This is a genomic window from Enterobacter cloacae complex sp. CDL013 (assembly GCF_049238805.1).
In the GTDB taxonomy this organism is placed as follows: domain Bacteria; phylum Pseudomonadota; class Gammaproteobacteria; order Enterobacterales; family Enterobacteriaceae; genus Enterobacter; species Enterobacter hormaechei_C.
The window spans coordinates 352,458-372,198 of sequence record NZ_JBMKGT010000002.1 but is presented as its reverse complement, the minus strand read 5'-3'; the positions used below and the strand labels follow the sequence as shown (position 1 = coordinate 372,198).

The following is a 19,741-nucleotide window of genomic DNA, read 5'->3' as shown; positions in this document are numbered from 1 at the left end:
GAGAAAAGCGTAGCTTAAAACAGTGAATTTAACCGTTTTTCGTACAAGATGAGAGGCATCCCCCGCCAGGCGGGGGATAGGGAGAAAGGTAAGATTATTGCAGTTCGAACTCGGCTTTGTTCACGCGGGCGGAATCCACGCCGATGAAGACGTTGAATTTGCCAGGCTCAGCATCGTATTTCATCTGCTGATTCCAGAACTTCAGCGCATTTACGTCAATCGGGAAGCTGACCGTTCTGGTTTCGCCCGGTTTCAGGTTGACCTTTTCGAAGCCGCGCAGCTGTTTCACCGGACGGCTCATGGAGGCCGTGACGTCCTGAACGTACATCTGGATCACCGTCGCGCCTTCGCGTTTGCCGCTGTTGGTCACCTCTACGCTGGCGGTCACTTTGCCGTCACGCTTCAGGGTCGGCGCCGACATTTTTACGTCAGACACCTTGAAGGTGGTGTAACTCAGGCCATAGCCAAACGGATAGAGCGGGCCGTTAGCTTCGTCGAAGTAACGGGACGTGTACTTGTTCGGCTTGTCGGCGTTATACGGACGACCAGTGTTCAGGTGGCTGTAGTAAACCGGGATCTGCCCGACGGAGCGCGGGAAGGACATCGGCAGCTTGCCGGACGGGTTGTAATCGCCAAACAGCACGTCGGCAATGGCGTTACCGCCTTCGGTACCGGCGAACCAGGTTTCCAGAATGGCGTCAGCCTGCTGATCTTCTTTCACCAGCGCCAGCGGGCGCCCGTTCATCAGCACCAGCACCAGCGGCTTGCCGGTGGCTTTCAGGGCCGCGATCAGATCGCGCTGGCTCTGCGGAATGGTAATATCGGTACGGCTGGAGGCTTCGTGCGCCATCCCCTGCGCTTCACCCACCACGGCGACCACCACGTCGGACTGCTTCGCGGCTTTAACCGCTTCGTCGAGCATCTCTTTCGGCGTGCGCGCATCCACCTTCACCGCTTCCTCATACTGGTTGAGGAAGGTCACGATGTCTTTATCGTCGGTGACGTTCGCACCTTTGGCGTAAACCACTTTTGCGTTATCACCCACGGCGCTCTTAATGCCGGTCAGCACCGTAACGGACTGATCCGCCACGCCTGCGGCGGACCAGCTGCCCATGACGTCGCGCTTGCTGTTGGCCAGCGGACCGACCACGGCAATGGTGCCGGATTTTTTCAGCGGCAGCGTGTCGAGACGGTTTTTCAGCAGCACCAGGCTTTCGCGAGCTACTTCCCGGGCTTCTTTACGGTGCAGACGGCTTTCGGCGTTGGTGTCCGCCGGGTCTGAATCCTTCGGCCCCAGATGGCTGTAAGGATCGTTAAACAGCCCCATGTCATATTTCACGTTCAGCACGTGGCGAGCGGCATCGTCCAGCTCCGCCATCGTCACCTTGCCGCTCTTCACCAGCCCCGGCAGGTATTTGCTGTAGTACTCGTCGCTCATGCTCATGTTGATGCCGGACTTGAGCGCCACGCGTACCGCATCTTCCGGGTCAGACGCCGTGCCGTGTTTGATCAGCTCTTTAATCGCGCCGTGGTCAGAAACGGTGATGCCCTTGAAGCCCCACTGGTCGCGCAACACGTCTTTCAGCAGCCACGAATCGGAGGTGGCAGGCGTGCCGTTGAGAGAGTTCAGCGCTACCATCACCGCCCCGCTGCCCGCGTCCAGCCCTGCCTTGTATGGCGGCATGTAGTCGTTAAACAGGCGCTGCGGGCTCATGTCGACGGTGTTGTACTCTTTACCGCCCTCCACCGCGCCGTAGGCGGCGAAGTGCTTGACGCTGGTCATCACCGAGTAACGATCTGCCGGACTTTTGCCCTGCATCGCTTCCACCATGGTTTTGCCCATCGTGGCGGTTAAATAGGTGTCTTCTCCAAAGCCCTCCGAAGCGCGGCCCCAGCGCGGGTCGCGGGAGACGTCAACCATCGGCGCCCAGGTCATGTTCAGGCCGTCGTCTGCGGCTTCATATGCCGATACGCGCCCGACGGTTTTCACCGCATCGAGGTTAAAGGAGGAGGCTAAGCCGAGGCTGATCGGGAAGACGGTACGCTGGCCGTGCACCACGTCATAAGCGAAGAACAGTGGGATTTTCAGGCGGCTCAGCTCCATCACCTGATCCTGCATCTTGCGGATATCCTGGCGGGTAACGGTGTTAAAAATGGCTCCTACCTGCCCGTCTTTGATCATCTCGCGAATGGCTTCTTTCGGGTTATCCGGGCCGACGCTGATCAGGCGCAGCTGGCCGATTTTCTCATCGACCGTCATTTTTTTGAGTAAATCCGTGACAAAGGCGTCGCGGGCTTCGGGCGTGAGCGGGTGATTACCAAACAAATCCTCTGCCAGCGCAGGTTGCAGCGCCAGGCTGACGGCGACACCTACAGAACATAGCCATTTCATGTTGTTATTCTCTCTCATCAATAACCGCGGGAAGCACCCGGCCAGACCGTGCGAAAAGCGCAGTGTGCCACAAAGCCTGAAAACCTTGCAGGGTTATTCTCTGATTTTTCTCATGAATACCCGACCGCTCAACGGCTAATCGCGCTATGCTTTACAGCGAGAAATTTGCCCCACCACAAGGAGTGGAAGATGTCTTCTGTTCGAACTGACGATAACACTACATTTATTAACGAACTGTCGCGCCTGGTTGGTCACTCTCACCTGCTTACCGACCCGGCTAAAACCGCCCGCTACCGCAAGGGCTTCCGCTCCGGTCAGGGCGAGGCACTGGCGGTGGTCTTCCCCGGTACGTTGCTCGAACTGTGGCGCGTGCTCAGCGCCTGCGTTGCGGCAGACAAGATTATTTTAATGCAGGCTGCTAACACCGGCCTGACTGAAGGCTCCACGCCGAACGGCAACGATTACGATCGTGACATCGTGATTATCAGCACCCTGCGCCTCGACAAACTGCACCTGCTGGACAAGGGCGAACAGGTACTCGCCTTCCCCGGCACCACGCTCTACTCGCTGGAAAAGGCGCTTAAGCCGCTGGGTCGCGAACCGCACTCGGTGATCGGCTCGTCGTGCATTGGTGCCTCGGTGATCGGCGGGATCTGCAATAACTCCGGCGGCTCGCTGGTGCAGCGTGGCCCGGCCTACACGGAGATGTCGCTGTTTGCCCGTATCGATGAAAACGGCAAGCTGACGCTGGTTAACCATTTGGGGATCGATCTGGGCGTAACGCCAGAGCAGATCCTCAGCAAACTTGACGATGACCGCGTGAAGGACGAAGACGTTCAGCACGATGGCCGTCACGCGCATGACCACGATTACATCACCCGCGTGCGCGATATCAATGCCGATACACCGGCGCGCTATAACGCCGATCCGGATCGCCTGTTTGAATCCTCCGGCTGCGCGGGCAAGCTGGCCGTTTTTGCGGTGCGCCTCGATACCTTCCCGGCAGAGAAAAAGCAGCAGGTGTTTTACATCGGCACCAATCAGCCGGAGGTGCTGACGGAGATCCGCCGTCATATTCTGGCCGAGTTCACTCACCTGCCGGTGGCGGGCGAGTATATGCACCGGGACATTTACGACATCGCCGAGCGCTACGGCAAAGATACCTTCCTGATGATCGACAAGCTCGGCACCGACAAAATGCCGTTCTTCTTCACCATGAAGGGCCGCACCGATGCGATGCTGGAGAAAGTGTCGCTCTTCAAGCCGCACTTCACCGACCGCTTTATGCAGAAGCTGGGCAACGTCTTCCCGGCGCATTTACCGGAGCGGATGAAGACCTGGCGCGACAAGTATGAGCACCATCTGCTGCTGAAAATGGCCGGGGACGGAATTGACGAAGCGCAGAGCTGGCTCACCGAATTCTTCAAAACCGCCGACGGGGATTTCTTTGCCTGCACGCCGGAAGAAGGCAGCAAAGCCTTCCTGCATCGTTTCGCCGCGGCGGGTGCCGCTATCCGTTATCAGGCGGTGCATTCCGAAGAAGTGGAGGATATTCTGGCGCTGGATATCGCCCTGCGTCGCAACGATACCGAGTGGTTTGAACATCTGCCGCCGGAGATCGACAGCAAGCTGGTGCATAAGCTCTATTACGGCCACTTTATGTGCTATGTCTTCCACCAGGATTACATCGTGAAAAAAGGGGTTGATGCACACGCGCTGAAAGAACAGATGCTGGCGCTGCTGCACGAGCGTGGCGCGCAATATCCTGCCGAGCACAACGTGGGACACCTGTATAAAGCGCCGGAGACGCTTAAACAGTTTTATCGCAAAAATGACCCTACAAACAGTATGAACCCCGGCATTGGTAAGACAACGCGGAAGAAATACTGGAAAGAGAGTGCCGAATCAGAGCAGCACAATACGCAAGCCTCTGATGAACTCATATAGCCAAATTTAAGAGATTGTTAAGCTCTCCTCAAACGTACTAGAGTATCTGCCTGTTGCCAGAGAAACGTTTCTCTGGCTTTCCAAACAAGGAGCGGGCAGAACATGTCGGCTGTAGAAACTTTCCCCGAAACTGAAATCGAGGTGCGCGACGCCCTTCCTGACGATGCGCATGCCATCTCGGCGATATACGCCTGGCATGTGCTTCATGGCCGTGCGTCCTTCGAGGAAGTTCCCCCCACCGTCGATGAGATGCGTCAGCGGATGAAGAGCGTGACCGACAGCGGTTTACCGTGGCTGGTTGCGCTGTATCGCGGCATTGTTGTCGGCTACTGCTACGCCACGTTTTATCGTCCACGCCAGGCTTATCGCTATACCCTTGAAGAATCCATTTATGTGGATGCCAGCACCACCGGCCGCGGGTTTGGCTCGGCCTTACTCCAGGCACTGATCGCCCGTTGTGAACAAGGACCGTGGCGGCAGATGATTGCCGTGGTCGGCGACGGGCAAAATAACCCCGGGTCGTTGCGGCTGCATAAAAAGCACGGTTTCGAAATTGTGGGTCAGCTCAGAAGTGTGGGATATAAAAAAGGCGACTGGCGGGACACGGTGATGATGCAGCGCCCGCTCAACGACGGGGACTGGACGCTGCCGGAATAAACGCAGTGCGGTCTGGTGCCCTCACCCCGGCCCTCTCCCACAGGGAGAGGGAGAAAACATAAAAAACGGTAACATGCGTTACCGTTTTGCTTTTTCCTAATCGTTCTGCGCCGTCGCCATCTGTTCCGCTTTCTGCTTTTTATACGCCAGCGCTGAAGCCGGCACCGGCTGCACTTTCCCGGTTTCAATCCAGGTACGCAGGCGGCTGGCATCCGCGAAGTGGGTATATTTGCCGAAGGCGTCCATCACCACCAGCGCCACTGGCTTACCGTTAAATACGGTGCGCATCACCAGGCAGTGTCCTGCCGCATTGGTGAATCCGGTCTTGGTTAACTGAATATTCCAGTTATCGCGATACACCAGATGGTTAGTGTTGCGGAACGGCAGCGTATACGCCGGGTTCGAGAATGTCGCCATCTCCTCACGCGTGGTGCTGAGCTGACCAATCAGCGGGTATTGCTTACTGGCGATCAGCAGCTTTGTTAAATCACGCGCCGTCGAGACGTTATGGATCGACAGACCGGTTGGCTCCACGAAATGGGTATTTTTCATCCCCAGCGCTTTGGCTTTGGCATTCATCGCGCGGATAAACGCGTCGTAACCGCCAGGATAATGGTGGGCAAGGCTCGCCGCCGCGCGGTTCTCTGAGGACATCAGCGCCAACAGCAGCATATTTTTACGGCTGATTTCACTTTTCAGACGCACGCGAGAGTAGATCCCTTTCATCTCTGGCGTGTGGCTGATATCCACTTTTAGCTTTTCGTCCAGCGGCAGTCGTGCATCAAGCACCACCATCGCGGTCATGACTTTGGTTATGGAAGCGATCGGGCGCACCAGATCCGGATGACTGGCGTAGATCACCTTGTTGGTATTCAGGTCAACGATCATCGCGCTGCCGGACGCAATCTGGGGTTGCGCAGCAGCGGTGGCGACTGCGGTCGTTTTGGCGATGGCTGGCGCGGTAGCGGAGACGCCCAACAGCAGCGCAAGACTAAGGAGTGACACTCGAAATTTCAGCATGATGAGACTTCTGATAATGATTCACGCACGTTATGACGTACACCGCCTGTGTCGACGGATAAACACAGGCTGGCTTCGGCATCATAGCGGTCACCGTGCGTTGTCGCCAGCGGAGAATCATAACCAGATGCTGCATTGCTGGCATTTACGCCAGCAATGCAGGGAACTTAGAAGAGACGGTATCCATAACCCCAAAGAATAACTGTCAGGGCCAGTAGCGCCTCCAGGACCAGTACGCCGATGGCAAGCGTAGAGCTGGAGAAGCTCAGGCCCTCTTCTTTATTGATATTGAGGAAGGTTGGCACCCCTACATACAGCAGATAACCGGTATAAAAGAGGGCAACCGTACCGATCAGCGCGCACAGCCAGACCAGTGGATAGAGCGCGACAATACCGCTTAAAAACAGCGGGGTCGCGACGTATCCGGCGAAGACCATACAGTGTGCCAGCGACGGGCGCTGCGGATAGTTGCGCGCCATCCAGTGGATGACCCGCCCCATCACCGCCACCCCGGCCAGCATCAGGCCATAAAACAGAATGGCCAGGTACAGTCCGGTGAACCAGGAAAGCTGAACCACGGTGCCGTCACCAAAGTTCCAGCCTATCTGCGTAGTACCAATAAATGCGCAGACCACCGGCACCGCTGCCATCAGCAGGACATGGTGGGTATAGTGATGCGCGACCGTTTCGTTCTCGTTACGGATGACCTGCATTTCACGATCGGGATGGGAGAAAAGTCCCCAGACATGGTTCATAACGCCCCCTTGTTGTCGGCCCGTCAGCGATAGCTTAAGTATAATGCAGGCTTTAGATTATTTTATGTACAGTGGGAAATTTCCGTTGATTGCCGCGCGGTTAATGGATGGGGTATATGATTAACGCAGGCACAGTAAGGGAGACGACGTTTACGTAATGGATATCAACGGTCTTATTGAACAATATGGATACGCCGCGCTGGTGATCGGCAGCGTGGCGGAAGGCGAAACTATCACGCTGCTGGGCGGGGTGGCCGCACACCAGGGATTGCTGAAATTCTCGCTGGTGGTCGCCGCCGTCGCGTTGGGCGGTATGATTGGCGATCAGCTGCTCTATTTTCTGGGGCTGCGCTTTGGCCCGACGCTTTTGCAACGTTTTGCCAGGCATCAAAAGAAAATTCGCCGTGCTCAGCGGCTTATCCAGCGACGTCCCTGGCTGTTTGTGATTGGCACCCGCTTTATGTACGGTTTTCGCATCATTGGGCCGATACTGATTGGCGCGAGTCGTTTACCACCGAAAATTTTCCTGCCGCTGAACATTCTCGGGGCGATTGCCTGGGCGTTGATTTTCACCACGCTTGGCTACGCGGGTGGCGAAGTAATAGGCCCGTGGCTGCATAACCTCGATCAGCATCTTAAACACTGGGCGTGGTTGATCCTGGTGGTTGTGGCGGTGATTGGGGTACGGCTGTGGCTGAAGCATCGTGAAAAGCGCCGGGATGAAGAGTGAGTGCGGCCTGCGGTCCTCACCCCGGCCCTCTCCCGGGGTGAAGGGAATGCTTATTCCGCTGGCTTAAACTGCGGGTTCGCCAGCATAAAACCCCCATCGACGATAAACGACTGTCCGGTGGTATAGCTGGCGTCGCTGTCGCATAGCCAGGCCACCAGGCTGGCAATTTCTTTGGTGTGGCCGGGGCGCGCCAGCGGAATTGACGGCATAGATCCCTCTTTAACTTCACTGTCGTCCATATCGTTCATCGGCGTGGCAATCGCACCGGGGGCGACGGCGTTCACCAGAATCTTATGTTTAACCAACTCCAGCGCCATCGACTTGGTTAACCCGCCCAGCGCATGTTTGGCCGCCGTATAGGCGCTGGCGTCCGGCAATGGCGTATGTTCATGCACCGAGGTGATGTTCACGATCCGCCCCCCTTCCCCCTGCTTCACCATCTGACGCGCCGCGATTTGCGAGCAGAGAAACGCGCCGTCCACGTCAACGGTGAATATGTGCCGCCAGTCGTCAAACGACAGGTCCAGAAATGGCGCTTTGTTCATCGCCCCGGCATTATTAACCAGCACATCCAGCCGCCCGAAACGCGTAATCAGGGTTTCAATGGCCTTTGCGCCTTCCGGTAAATGGCTTAAGTTGAGTTGAATGGCCTCGGCACGCTGCCCGCGCGCTTCAATTTCACGGCAGGTTGCCAGCGCCCCTTCCTCATCTGAGTGCCAGGTCACCCCGATATCAAACCCGCGCTCGGCCAGCATCAGGGCCGTCGTTTTGCCAATTCCTGAATCCGATGCGGTAACAATTGCGACTCGCGTCATACTCACCTCCTGAAAATCTGCAAAGAGGTAAGTATAGATAATGCGCAATGTTAGCCGCGATGATATCCGCCACCCAGCGCGGAGGTGAGCTGGAGCGTGGCATCCACGTACTGACCTTTCAGCATCAACCCGGCAATACGCTCTTTGAGCGCCGGAATTTTTGCTTCACTCACCCGGGAGCCGGCAATGATCCCCGCGCTGAAGCGCGCCTGCGCCAGCGCAACGACGCGCGCCGCATCTTTTTCGATCTGCTGCTGGTGCTGATTTTTGGCGGTCAGCGTTTCCACTTCGCTGGCCGTCCGGGCGACCTGGTTTACGGCATCTACCACGGCCTTGTTGTAGTTCGCCACGGAGAGGTTGTTTTGCGCCTGGGCGATATCCAGGTTCGCATTCAACCGACCGCTGTCAAAAATTGGCAGCGTCAGCCCCGCGGTTACGCCCATTTGCTGCGCAGATGAGCGGAACAGGTCGCTCAGGTGCAATGCATCCTGCTGCAAGAACGCCATCAAATTGATGTCAGGGTAGAACGCGGCTCTGGCGGCATCGACTTCGCTCATGGATGCTTCGATATACCAGTGCGCCTCCTGCAAATCCGGGCGCCGAGCCAGCAGTTCATAACCGAGCGTTGATGGCAGCGATGCCTCTGCGTCAGGTAAGGCATGCCGTGCGAGCGTGACTGAAGGGGTATTGGTCAACGCATTCAGACGCGCCTCAATGGCCTTCATTTTGCCGTGCACGTCAGCGAGCTGTTCATCGGTTTTGCTGGCACTGATATCCGTTTCAACCCCTTCCACCGAGGAGGTAATGCCGTGCTGATAAAGCTCCCGATCGGCACCGATGATATTTTCCTGCTCCCGTTTGATCTGCGCGAGCACGTCACCCACCGCGGCCTCGGTCTGCCAGTCCCAGTACAGCCGCGCGACGCTGCTGGCGAGCAGCTGGCGAGTCTGCTCCAGCTCCGCTTTTTGCGCATTCACCTTACCGATGCGGGCCTCAATTTGGGCGCGGTTTTTACCCCAAAAATCCAGATCCCAACCCGCCGTCAGACCAAAGGTGCCGTTGGTATACCAGGGGCCGGTGGTCCCCGCTGCCGGGTCGGTCAGTGCAAATGGCCCCATCAACCCCTCTGCCGACATCTTTTGCCGTTCCACATCTGCGGAAAAATCCAGTTGTGGACCCTCAGCAGCGACAGCGGCTTTCGCCTGTGCTTCCGCCAGGGTGATACGCTGACGGGCAATTTGCATATCCGGCGCATCCGCCAGCGCTTTGTCGATCAGCGCGTTGAGCTGGGAGTCGTTAAAGTCTTTCCACCATTCGCTTTTTGGCCAGTCGGCATGACGCAGTTGGGTATTTACAGTTGCGACGGCGGCTTGCGTTTTTACTGGTGACACCGTGGCATGTTCCGGCGCGCAGGCGGCCAGCATAAAAACAAGAGGAGCACTCAAAGATAAAGTAAGAGAACGTTTCATTACGCCATGAACTCAAAAAAAATAAAGGCGCAACTTACGCTTACTGACGTTCCGTTTTTTAGTAACGCGTGGCAATCCGCATATTGTTATACATTTTCATATCCGGAAATTTATTCCCCAAGACAATGAGTTAATTTCATGTATTCATGCTAATTATGAATTGACTGCTACACTTACTTCGACAGACATACGCAGGAGAGGCGAATGAAAATATTATTGTGGGTTATTTTGATTATATTTCTGATAGGGCTGCTGGTGGTAACCGGCGTATTCAAGATGATTTTCTGATTCCGTTGCCCGGCTCCGCGCCGGGCAAACTCTTCACACTTCACTCAGGGCTTCGACTGGATCACCCGGGCAATATCCGCAGACGTCTGTAGGGTACGGATCTCCTGAAATAATCCCAGCGCGTCGTCGTACTCTTTACGCAAATAACTCAGCCACTGTTTAATGCGCGCGACGTGATACAAGCCGGTATCGCCCTGCTTTTCCAGCCGCGTGTATTTTTGCAGTAGTTTCACCACATCCGCCCACGGCATCCGCGGTTCATTATATTTCACCACCCGGCTGAGGTTCGGCACGTTCAGCGCACCGCGGCCAATCATCACGGCATTACAGCCGGTCTCTTTGAGGCAGGCCTGCGCGCTCTCGTAATCCCAGATTTCGCCGTTGGCAATCACCGGAATCGTAAGCCGTTTGCGGATCTCGCCAATCGCCTGCCAGTTAATGCGCTCGGCTTTATAACCATCCTCTTTGGTTCGCCCGTGCACCACCAGCTCGGTGGCGCCCGCCTGCTGCACCGCGTCAGCAATTTCAAACTGCTTATCGCCGCTGTCCCATCCCAGACGGACTTTGACCGTCACCGGCAGATGCGATGGCACTGCCTCACGCATGGCCTTTGCGCCGCGATAAATCAGCTCCGGATCTTTAAGTAGCGTCGCCCCCCCGCCGCTGCCGTTGACCAGCTTTGACGGACAGCCGCAGTTAAGATCGACGCCGTACGAACCAAGCGCTACCGCGCGGGCGGCGTTTTCAGCCAGCCACTCAGGATACTGGCCGAGCAGCTGGACGCGCACCAGCGTACCGGACGGCGTGCGGCTCTGACGATGCAGTTCCGGACAGAGACGATAAAATGATTTTTCTGGCAGCAACATATCGACCACGCGCAGAAACTCCGTCACGCAGAGATCGTAATCGTTCACCTCGGTAAGCAGCTCGCGCACGAGAGAGTCGAGCACGCCTTCCATCGGGGCCAGTAAAACACGCATTCTGAGTACCTGTGAAAAAAGACGCGCTATAGTAGCTGCTCTCTATGTATGTTGAAAGCCCGGCGTTCCATTCCGGAATGTCTGATATGCCCAAAATTCATGATGTGATCCGTGGCACATTTTCAGGTTTAATTGTATGATGAATACGTCTCAGCAAGGACTTTCACCATGAGCAAATCACTGAATACTATCTGGCAATACCTTCGCGCCTTCGTCCTCATTTATGCCTGCCTGTACGCCGGCATTTTTATCGCTTCGCTGCTGCCGATTACGATACCCGGCAGCATTATCGGCATGCTGATCCTGTTTGTACTGCTGGCATTACAGGTGCTGCCCGCAAAATGGGTCAACCCAGGGTGCTTCGTTCTCATTCGCTACATGGCCCTGCTTTTTGTGCCTATCGGCGTTGGGGTTATGCAGTATTACGATGTGCTTAAAGCGCAGTTCGGCCCGATTGTGGTCTCCTGCGCCATCAGTACGCTGGTGGTTTTCCTGGTCGTCAGCTGGAGTTCACACATTGTGCATGGCGAACGTAAGGTCGTCGGGGAGAAAACAAAAAAATGATGGCGAATATCTGGTGGTCCCTGCCGTTAACCCTGGTGGTGTTCTTTGCTGCGCGTAAGCTTGCGGTGCGTTTCAAAATGCCGTTGCTCAACCCGCTGCTGGTCGCCATGGTGGTGATTATTCCTTTTCTGCTGCTCACCGGCATTTCTTATGAGCGTTACTTCGCCGGGAGCAAGATCCTTAACGATTTGTTGCAGCCTGCCGTGGTGGCGCTGGCGTTTCCTTTATATGAGCAACTGCATCAGATCCGCGCGCGCTGGAAATCCATCATAACCATCTGCTTCGTGGGGAGCCTTGTTGCGATGATCACCGGCACCTCGGTGGCCTTAATGATGGGCGCATCGCCGCAGATCGCCGCCTCTATCCTGCCTAAATCCGTCACCACGCCGATTGCCATGGCCGTGGGCGGCAGCATCGGGGGCATTCCGGCCATCAGCGCCGTGTGCGTGATTTTCGTCGGTATCCTGGGCGCGGTGTTTGGTCATACGCTGCTGAATATCATGAAAATTCGTACCAAAGCGGCACGCGGTCTGGCGATGGGTACCGCCTCGCACGCGCTGGGCACCGCACGCTGCGCGGAACTCGATTATCAGGAAGGGGCATTCAGCTCGCTGGCGCTGGTGATCTGCGGGATTATCACTTCCCTGGTCGCGCCGTTTATCTTCCCGATTATTCTGGCAGTAATGGGCTAAAATTTGCGATGCGTCGCGCAAATTTCATTTTCATTTCATAAGTTGCACACATAATGAGATTTGGATCACATATAAAGGCCGTACGGCTCCGTACACTACCGATCCATTAACCTTGATGAGGCAACGTCATGCATCCACGTTTTCAAGCTGCTTTCTCTCAGCTTGCAGAGAATTTGCAATCAGCCCTGGCTCCGGTTCTGGCGGATGCGCATTTCCCCGCCCTGCTGACGGCAGATCAGGTCACGACGCTTAAACAGGCAACGGGGCTGGACGAAGACGCGCTGGCTTTCGCCCTGCTGCCCCTGGCGGCTGCCTGCGCCCGCGCTGACCTTTCCCATTTTAACGTAGGCGCAATTGCGCGCGGTGTGAGCGGGACCTGGTACTTCGGCGGAAACATGGAGTTTCTCGGTGCGACCATGCAGCAAACCGTCCATGCGGAGCAGAGCGCCATCAGTCACGCCTGGCTACGCGGCGAAAAAGCCCTGCGCGCCATCACCGTCAACTATACCCCTTGCGGCCACTGCCGCCAGTTTATGAATGAGCTGAACAGCGGTCTTGAACTGCGTATCAACCTGCCGGGACGCGCACCGCATACGCTGCGTGATTACCTGCCGGATGCTTTCGGCCCGAAAGATCTTGAGATCAAAACCCTGCTGATGGACGAGCAGGACCACGGTTATGCGCTCTCAGGGGATGAGCTGAGCGAAGCGGCCATTGCCGCCGCCAATAAAAGCCACACGCCATACAGCAAATCTCCAAGCGGCGTCGCCCTTCAGTGCCGCGACGGCCGCATCTTCACCGGCAGTTACGCAGAGAACGCCGCGTTTAACCCGACGCTGCCTCCGCTTCAGGGCGCCCTGAACCTGCTTAGCCTGAACGGGTATGACTACCCGGATATTCAGCGCGCAATCCTGGCTGAAAAGGCCGATGCGCCGCTGATCCAGTGGGACGCGACCGCAGCCACGCTGAAAGCGCTGGGCTGTTCAACCATTGACCGCGTGCTGCTGGCATAATCTGTTCGGCGGGCAGAGTTGCCCGCCAGTCTGACGAAAAACCCCTCAGTTGAATCGCTGTTTCTTGCGCTAACCAGGCGGGTACAGTAGCCTGAGGGAAATTTCATCATCGGTACGAGCCATCTGCATGTTAAAGCGCGTGTTTTACAGCCTGTCTGTCCTGGTCGGCATACTGCTGTTGATCGTGCTGGGTCTCGACCGCTGGATGAGCTGGAAAACAGCCCCCTACATTTTTGATGACCTACAGGACCTCCCCTACCGTCAGGTTGGCGTGGTGCTTGGCACCGCCAAGTATTACCGCACCGGCGTCATAAATCAGTATTACCGGTATCGTATTCAGGGCGCGCTGAACGCCTATAACAGCGGCAAGGTGAACTATCTGCTGTTGAGCGGCGATAACGCGCTGCAAAGCTATAACGAGCCGGTGACGATGCGCAAAGATCTGATTGCCGCAGGCGTCGACCCGGCCGATATCGTGCTCGACTACGCCGGATTCCGCACGCTTGATTCCATCGTGCGTACCCGTAAGGTGTTCGACACCAATGATTTCATCATCATTACCCAGCGTTTCCACTGCGAGCGGGCGCTGTTTATCGCCCTGCATATGGGCATTCAGGCGCAGTGTTATGCGGTGCCATCGCCAAAAGATATGCTGAGCGTGCGCGTGCGTGAGTTTGGCGCCCGTTTCGGCGCGCTGGCTGACCTGTACCTGTTCAAACGTGAACCGCGCTTTTTAGGCCCGCTGGTGCCGATCCCAACGATGCATGAAGTGCCGGAAGATGCGCAGGGTTATCCGGCGGTAACGCCGGAGCAGTTGCTGGAAGTTCAGAAGAAGTAATCCAGATCTACAGTGCGTGATATAAAACGCATTACTCTCTTTTTAGACACCTAATGAGTGATATAAGTAGCAATACTTGTTTTTATCACTGACTATGAGTAATATTTTACACATTGTCGCGTTATGGAGGTGAGATGGAGACGTTAACCGTACAGGCATATCTGAACGAAACATGGACGGATATCGCTCTCATCAAATATCCTGGAAGTGAAAAAAATGACTGGAATACCACGCAGTTAGACTATCTTACTGAGTATGCGATTAATTTTCTCGACTATGATGATTTTCACGCAGTCTCAGTCAATCACCCTGTATCACTCTTTTTTGATGACCATGGCCAACCGGGCTGGCTGCGATTTATCGACGATATCATTCCCGCCGGAGCAAGCCGCCGTTACTGGATTAATGCGCTCGACATCAGTGAGTTACCCGTTGGCCAGCAAAATTTCTTATTGCTGAAATTTGGCACAATGTCCCCTGTGGGGAATTTGCGCATAAAGGAATCCGTCCCAGAATGGAATAAATTCGCCAGCACTAAAACGTTTACGGTTGCGGACGTCATCGATCGTGCGGCCGATTTTCTGGATTATGCCCAGGAAAGAGGCGCGGCGGCGGGTGGTGCAACCGGTGCTGGCGGTGAAGCGCCTAAACTTTTGCTGCGCTGTAGTGAAACTGATGCCATCTGGATCGATACCTGGCAAAACGAGCCGGATAACCGGGACCGCTATTATTTGGTTAAATATCCACGCGGTAACAGGACAGAAGTGGATTGTAATATTCTGCGAGCTGAATTCCATTATTATCATGAGCTTAACGCGATGGGTTTTTCCACGATCCCAGTGGAAACAATGCGCCTTAAAGAAGGTAGCCATTACCCGTCTCTGTGGTTACCGCGTTTCGACATAGTGAGAAATGAGCAGGACCAACTGGTCAGGCTGGGTATGGAATCGGTGTATTCGCTATTACAAAAGGCACCCGGCACCCTCCTTGATCATGAGACAACGTTGCGCGCGTTAATTAATAAAATCACCTCCAGCCATATGGTCCAGCAGCAGGGTTATCAGTTTGATATTCCGGGATTTGTAACAGAATGGGTGCGTCGCGATCTGCTAAATATTATTTTTGGAAATAGTGACAACCATGGGCGAAATACCGCCTTTGTGAAGGCTGAAAATCAAATTATGCTCTCCCCTGTATATGACTTTGCGCCGATGAAAGCCGATCCTGAAGGGATACCAAGAACCCTGAAGTGGTCATTATCTTGCGAATCAGGGGGGGATTATAATTTCAACACTATCGCACAAACGCTGGCGGAGTGGATCCCTCCCGCAACATTACTTGATGCTCTGCATGAAACAGCCGTTCAGCTTATTGATCTCCCGGAAAGGCTGGCGGCGCGAGGCGTTCCCGAACAGATAATGGAAATGCCCGCGATGGGTTTTCGCTACATCCCGGATAAACTTTCCCGTTGGGGTTTATTATGAAAACACCTAATGAAGCTGAATCAGAGCTTTTACAGACATTAGCTCAAGTACGCAGCGTAAATAAAAAGCGACATCATGACGAGGCGGAAGAGCCGGATAAACCATCGGTAGTGAAGAGGCAACGCGTTACACAAGGCTTAACGCGGATTAGTACTCTCGATCGCCAGGCTGTACTGCATGCAGCCATACGGGACATTTTGCTGGGGAAAATCACACAGGGAGAGGCGCTGAAAAGGCTCAGGGTCGAGGTGTTAGGGCTGAAGCAGGATGAATATGCAAAGCTGGTCAGCGTATCCCGGAAAACATTGTCGGATGTAGAAAATAACAGAGGCAATTATTCCGCTGACGTCATAAATAAAATCTTTAAACCCTTTGGGCTTCAAACCGGACTAGTGCCCGTTTCAAAATCGCTTATCGCTTCACTTTTCTCATAAAAAAACCCGCATCGCTGCGGGTTCTTTCATTCCAGCGCTTATTTCTTACGCGCGTACTTCAGTGAATCCAGGGCAACCGCGAAGATGATGATCGCACCCTTGATAATGTACTGCCAGTACGGGTTCACACCGATGTAGGTCAGGCCGTAGTTGATAACGGTGAAGATGATCACACCGGTCACCACGCCCAGCACGGTACCCACGCCGCCGCTGAAGGAGACGCCGCCAACCACGCAGGCCGCAATCGCATCCAGTTCGTACATAAAGCCGAGGTTGTTGGTTGCAGAGCCGATACGGCCTGCTTCCAGCATCCCGCCGAAGGCGTAGAAGACCCCGGACAGGGCATAAATCATCAGCAGGTTCAGAGCCACGTTGACCCCGGAGACCTTCGCCGCTTCCGGGTTACCGCCGATAGCAAAGATGTTTTTACCGAAGCGGGTTTTGTTCCACAGGATCCAGACGAATGCCACCGCAATCAGCGCATAGAAGGTGATATAGGAGAGACGGAAGCTGCCGAGCGCAACAAACCCCTGCGTGAAGGTCGAGAAGCCGCTGTCGAAGCCAGAGATTGGAGACGCGCCGACGAAATCGTAGTACAGGGAGTTGATACCATAAACGATGATCATCGTGCCAAGCGTAGTGATGAATGGCGTCACGTTCAGGTAAGCAATGATGATGCCGTTAATCAGGCCAATTACCGCGCCGATGGCACACACGATCAGGATCACCACGAAAATCGGCATGGTCGCCATCTCCGGGAATACCTTGTTGGCGTTTTCCATCGACTGCAACAGGGTCGCCGCAATGACCGCCGCCAGACCCACCTGGCGCCCTGCCGAAAGGTCAGTCCCCTGGGTAACGATAAGTCCCGCCACGCCAAGCGCGATAATAATACGTACGGAAGACTGGGTCAGAATGTTACTCAAGTTCAGCAGACTTAAGAACGTAGGGTCCTGGAAAATAATAATCGCCAGCAAGACTAAAAGAACAACGTAAATACCGCCTTCTTTCAGATAAGTGAGAAAACTTTTTTTATTTAACGCACTCATGAGGAGCCCCTGATCTTAAAGGTGCAAAGACGCAAGACGCAAAATTTCGTTTTGCGTTGTCGTTTTGGTTTCAACAATACCGGCAACGAGACCATTGCTCATAACCAGAATACGGTCTGTGATCCCTAACAATTCCGGCATTTCGGAAGAAATAATAATGATCCCTTTATCTTTTTTCGCCAGCTCTGCGATAAGCTGATAAATCTCGAATTTTGCACCCACGTCGATACCGCGCGTAGGTTCATCCAGCATCAGAATTTCAGGCTGGGTTAATAGCCAGCGACCAATAATGACTTTCTGCTGGTTTCCTCCCGAAAGTGAGCCAATTTGCGTGCGGTGGCCCGGCGTTTTCACGCGCATGGAGTCAATCACCCACTGGGTATCGCTCTTCATGCGGGAATTATCCAGCAGCCCGACCTTGTTTTTGTAATTGCGAATATTAGAAATTAACGAGTTAAAGTTAATATCCAGATAAGCGTAAATACCGGTGGAACGACGCTCTTCCGTCACCAGCGCAAAGCCATTATTAATGGCTTCGTTGGCGTTGTGGTTGTTGATCTTCTTACCGTGCAGCGTAATGGTGCCTTCGGCTTTCTCACGGATACCAAACAGGGTTTCCACGATATCGGTGCGCTTAGCGCCCACCAGCCCTGCGATGCCAAGGATCTCCCCCTTGTGCAGATCGAAAGAGACATCGCGGATAGACGGCTGACGCAGCGAGGTCAGGTTACGCACCTCCAGAATCACTTCGCCTGGCTTGTTTTCTTTATCCGGGAAGCGCTGGTTCAGAGAACGGCCAACCATCATGGCGATGATCTTGTCCATGTCCAGCCCTTCCAGCGGCTGGGTGGCAATCCACTGACCGTCGCGCAGGATGGTGATTTCATCGCACAGCTGGAAGATCTCTTCCATTTTATGTGAGATATAGACAATGCCACAGCCGCGATCTTTCAGCTTACGAATAATGGTAAAAAGGTGGTTAACCTCTTTTTCCGTTAATGACGATGTCGGTTCATCCATGATCACAATTTTCGCATCATAGGAGAACGCTTTGGCAATTTCGATCATCTGCATCTGGGAAACGGATAATGTCCCGACGCGGGCGCGCGGGTCGATATCAATATCCAGCTCATCAAAAATGGCTTTGGTGTCGCGATACATTTTATCCTGATCGACAAAGACACCTTTGGTTGGATAACGACCCAACCACATATTATCCATAACTGAACGTTGCAGGACCAGGTTTAATTCCTGGTGTACCATCGAGATACCGTTCTCCAGCGCTTCTTTCGCTGAATGGAAGTCGATCTCTTTTCCCTGAAAAAGAATGCTGCCAGAATCTTTTTGATAGATCCCAAAAAGGCATTTTAATAATGTTGATTTACCCGCACCGTTTTCACCCATTAATGCATGAATAGAGTGAGGACGAACTTTTAAATTAACATTATCGAGCGCCTTAACACCGGGGAATGACTTATTGACACCGGTCATTTCCAACAAGTATTCACCGGACGACTGAGTAGTTGTGCTGACCATAATTATACCTTGTTGGCCTCGCATATCGCGTTATAAAAGGGCGCAACGAATTGCGCCCAGTGAAGACAATGCAGATAACTTATTTACCGATAAACTCAGCCAGGTTGGACTGGTCTACGCCCACGTAAGGAACGCGAACGATTTTGTTGTCAACTTTCCAGTTAGTCCCGTCAGCGGCACCTTTACCATCGGCCAGGTTTTTCGCCAGATCGAAGGTGGCTTTCGCCTGGTTGTTGGCATCGTTCAGTACGGTACCGGCCATAGCGCCAGATTTCACCAGCGCCAGCGCTTCTGGCAGGGCATCCACACCGAATACAGGAATCGCGGATTTGTTGTGTGCTTTCAGCGCTTCTACCGCACCCATTGCCATCGCATCGTTGTTGGCAATGACCACTTCAATTTTGTTGGCGTTAGGGCCGGACAGCCACGCGTCCATCTTATCTTTCGCCTGAGCGGTATCCCACATTGCGGTGTCTAACGCCAGCTGCTGGGTTTTAAGGCCCTTGTCGTTCAGCTCTTTAATAACGTAGGTGGTACGTGCTTCAGCATCTGGATGGCCCGGTTCGCCTTTCAGCAGAACGAACTGAATCTGACCATCTTTGTTCAGATCCCAGTTTGGGTTCGCCGCCCAGTGTTTCGCAATCAGATCGCCCTGGATAATCCCGGACTCTTTGGAGTCGGTACCCACGTAATACGCTTTGTCGTAGCTGTCCAGCGCTTTACGGGAAGGTTCTTTGTTGAAGAAGACAATTGGCACGTTCTGGCCGCGCGCTTTCTCGATCACCGTGCCTGCCGCAGCCGGGTCAACCAGGTTAATAGCCAGCGCTTTCACGCCTTTTGCCAGAAGAACGTCAATCTGATCGTTCTGTTTGGACTGGTCATTCTGGGAGTCATTCATCAGCAGTTGCACGTCTGGCGCTGATTTAGCATCTTTTTCAATTGCTTTACGCACAACGGACATGAAGTTATCGTCGTATTTATAGATAGTCACGCCAATACGGGTATCCGCTGCGTGTGCTGCTGCGCCAAAAAGCATGCTTGCCATGACAGCAGACAGAGTCAACACCTTCTTATTCAT

General features: G+C 54.3%; 18 protein-coding genes. 9 read left to right on the top strand and 9 right to left on the bottom strand.

Translation table 11 applies throughout. The features are described from left to right. Nucleotides 1–94: 94 nt before the first annotated feature. Nucleotides 95–2,392, bottom strand: coding sequence for a beta-glucosidase BglX (gene bglX / locus ACOTXD_RS04765; RefSeq protein WP_061856609.1), 2,298 nt, complete (start codon nt 2,390–2,392; stop codon nt 95–97). A 189-nt stretch (nt 2,393–2,581) separates the two neighbouring features. Here bglX and dld point away from each other — a divergent pair, with 189 nt between their 5' ends. Both dld and ACOTXD_RS04755 read left to right on the top strand, forming a co-directional pair. Next, a complete protein-coding gene (gene dld, locus ACOTXD_RS04760; protein WP_003859288.1) occupies nt 2,582–4,339 on the top strand; it encodes a D-lactate dehydrogenase in 1,758 nt (585 codons plus the stop codon). Nucleotides 4,340–4,441: 102 nt separating this feature from the next. Further along, nucleotides 4,442–4,996, top strand: coding sequence for a GNAT family N-acetyltransferase (locus ACOTXD_RS04755; protein ID WP_003859289.1), 555 nt, complete (start codon nt 4,442–4,444; stop codon nt 4,994–4,996). A gap of 96 nt (nt 4,997–5,092) precedes the next feature. Here ACOTXD_RS04755 and pbpG read toward each other — a convergent pair whose 3' ends face one another. Both pbpG and ACOTXD_RS04745 read right to left on the bottom strand, forming a co-directional pair. Next, entirely contained in the window at nt 5,093–6,016 is a 924-nt protein-coding gene (pbpG, locus tag ACOTXD_RS04750; protein WP_003859292.1) for a D-alanyl-D-alanine endopeptidase, read from the bottom strand. 167 nt (nt 6,017–6,183) lie between these two features. Then, on the bottom strand, nt 6,184–6,771 hold the full coding sequence (locus ACOTXD_RS04745) for a Yip1 family protein (RefSeq protein WP_003859296.1): 588 nt from the start codon (nt 6,769–6,771) through the stop codon (nt 6,184–6,186). Between the two features lie 157 nt (nt 6,772–6,928). Here ACOTXD_RS04745 and ACOTXD_RS04740 point away from each other — a divergent pair, with 157 nt between their 5' ends. Then, nucleotides 6,929–7,501: a DedA family protein gene (locus ACOTXD_RS04740; protein WP_023314536.1), complete on the top strand. Its 573-nt coding sequence runs from the start codon at nt 6,929–6,931 to the stop codon at nt 7,499–7,501. 50 nt (nt 7,502–7,551) lie between these two features. On the opposite strand, the gene ACOTXD_RS04735 is transcribed toward ACOTXD_RS04740, so the two are convergent. The 3 genes from ACOTXD_RS04735 to dusC form a co-directional block, all read right to left on the bottom strand. Further along, entirely contained in the window at nt 7,552–8,316 is a 765-nt protein-coding gene (locus tag ACOTXD_RS04735) for an SDR family oxidoreductase (protein WP_073970473.1), read from the bottom strand. A 50-nt stretch (nt 8,317–8,366) separates the two neighbouring features. Next, nucleotides 8,367–9,785: a multidrug resistance outer membrane protein MdtQ gene (gene mdtQ / locus ACOTXD_RS04730; RefSeq protein ID WP_061856610.1), complete on the bottom strand. Its 1,419-nt coding sequence runs from the start codon at nt 9,783–9,785 to the stop codon at nt 8,367–8,369. A gap of 332 nt (nt 9,786–10,117) precedes the next feature. Beyond that, a complete protein-coding gene (dusC, locus tag ACOTXD_RS04725; RefSeq protein WP_061856611.1) occupies nt 10,118–11,053 on the bottom strand; it encodes a tRNA dihydrouridine(16) synthase DusC in 936 nt (311 codons plus the stop codon). Nucleotides 11,054–11,221: 168 nt separating this feature from the next. Here dusC and ACOTXD_RS04720 point away from each other — a divergent pair, with 168 nt between their 5' ends. From ACOTXD_RS04720 to ACOTXD_RS04695, 6 genes are all read left to right on the top strand, one after another. Further along, nucleotides 11,222–11,617: a CidA/LrgA family protein gene (locus ACOTXD_RS04720; RefSeq protein ID WP_003859308.1), complete on the top strand. Its 396-nt coding sequence runs from the start codon at nt 11,222–11,224 to the stop codon at nt 11,615–11,617. Continuing rightward, complete coding sequence (locus ACOTXD_RS04715; RefSeq protein WP_003859310.1) at nt 11,614–12,309, top strand: CidB/LrgB family autolysis modulator; 696 nt, start codon at nt 11,614–11,616, stop codon at nt 12,307–12,309. The genes ACOTXD_RS04720 and ACOTXD_RS04715 overlap by 4 nt, the downstream gene beginning before the upstream one ends. Nucleotides 12,310–12,437: 128 nt before the next feature. Then, nucleotides 12,438–13,322, top strand: a complete 885-nt coding sequence (cdd, locus tag ACOTXD_RS04710; RefSeq protein WP_003859312.1) for a cytidine deaminase — start codon at nt 12,438–12,440, stop codon at nt 13,320–13,322. 127 nt (nt 13,323–13,449) lie between these two features. Further along, a complete protein-coding gene (gene sanA / locus ACOTXD_RS04705) occupies nt 13,450–14,160 on the top strand; it encodes an outer membrane permeability protein SanA (protein WP_061856612.1) in 711 nt (236 codons plus the stop codon). A 134-nt stretch (nt 14,161–14,294) separates the two neighbouring features. After that, nucleotides 14,295–15,644, top strand: a complete 1,350-nt coding sequence (locus ACOTXD_RS04700) for a type II toxin-antitoxin system HipA family toxin (RefSeq protein ID WP_061856613.1) — start codon at nt 14,295–14,297, stop codon at nt 15,642–15,644. Further along, nucleotides 15,641–16,078, top strand: coding sequence for a helix-turn-helix transcriptional regulator (locus tag ACOTXD_RS04695; protein WP_003859317.1), 438 nt, complete (start codon nt 15,641–15,643; stop codon nt 16,076–16,078). The genes ACOTXD_RS04700 and ACOTXD_RS04695 overlap by 4 nt, the downstream gene beginning before the upstream one ends. 38 nt (nt 16,079–16,116) lie before the next feature. Here ACOTXD_RS04695 and mglC read toward each other — a convergent pair whose 3' ends face one another. The 3 genes from mglC to mglB all read right to left on the bottom strand — a co-directional run bounded on the left by mglC (nt 16,117) and on the right by mglB (nt 19,741). After that, nucleotides 16,117–17,127 carry a galactose/methyl galactoside ABC transporter permease MglC gene (gene mglC, locus ACOTXD_RS04690; RefSeq protein WP_003859318.1) on the bottom strand — a complete coding sequence of 337 codons (1,011 nt, stop codon included), beginning with the start codon at nt 17,125–17,127 and terminating at the stop codon, nt 16,117–16,119. 15 nt (nt 17,128–17,142) lie between these two features. Then, nucleotides 17,143–18,663: a galactose/methyl galactoside ABC transporter ATP-binding protein MglA gene (gene mglA, locus ACOTXD_RS04685; protein ID WP_003859320.1), complete on the bottom strand. Its 1,521-nt coding sequence runs from the start codon at nt 18,661–18,663 to the stop codon at nt 17,143–17,145. 79 nt (nt 18,664–18,742) lie between these two features. After that, complete coding sequence (gene mglB, locus ACOTXD_RS04680) at nt 18,743–19,741, bottom strand: galactose/glucose ABC transporter substrate-binding protein MglB (protein ID WP_003859322.1); 999 nt, start codon at nt 19,739–19,741, stop codon at nt 18,743–18,745.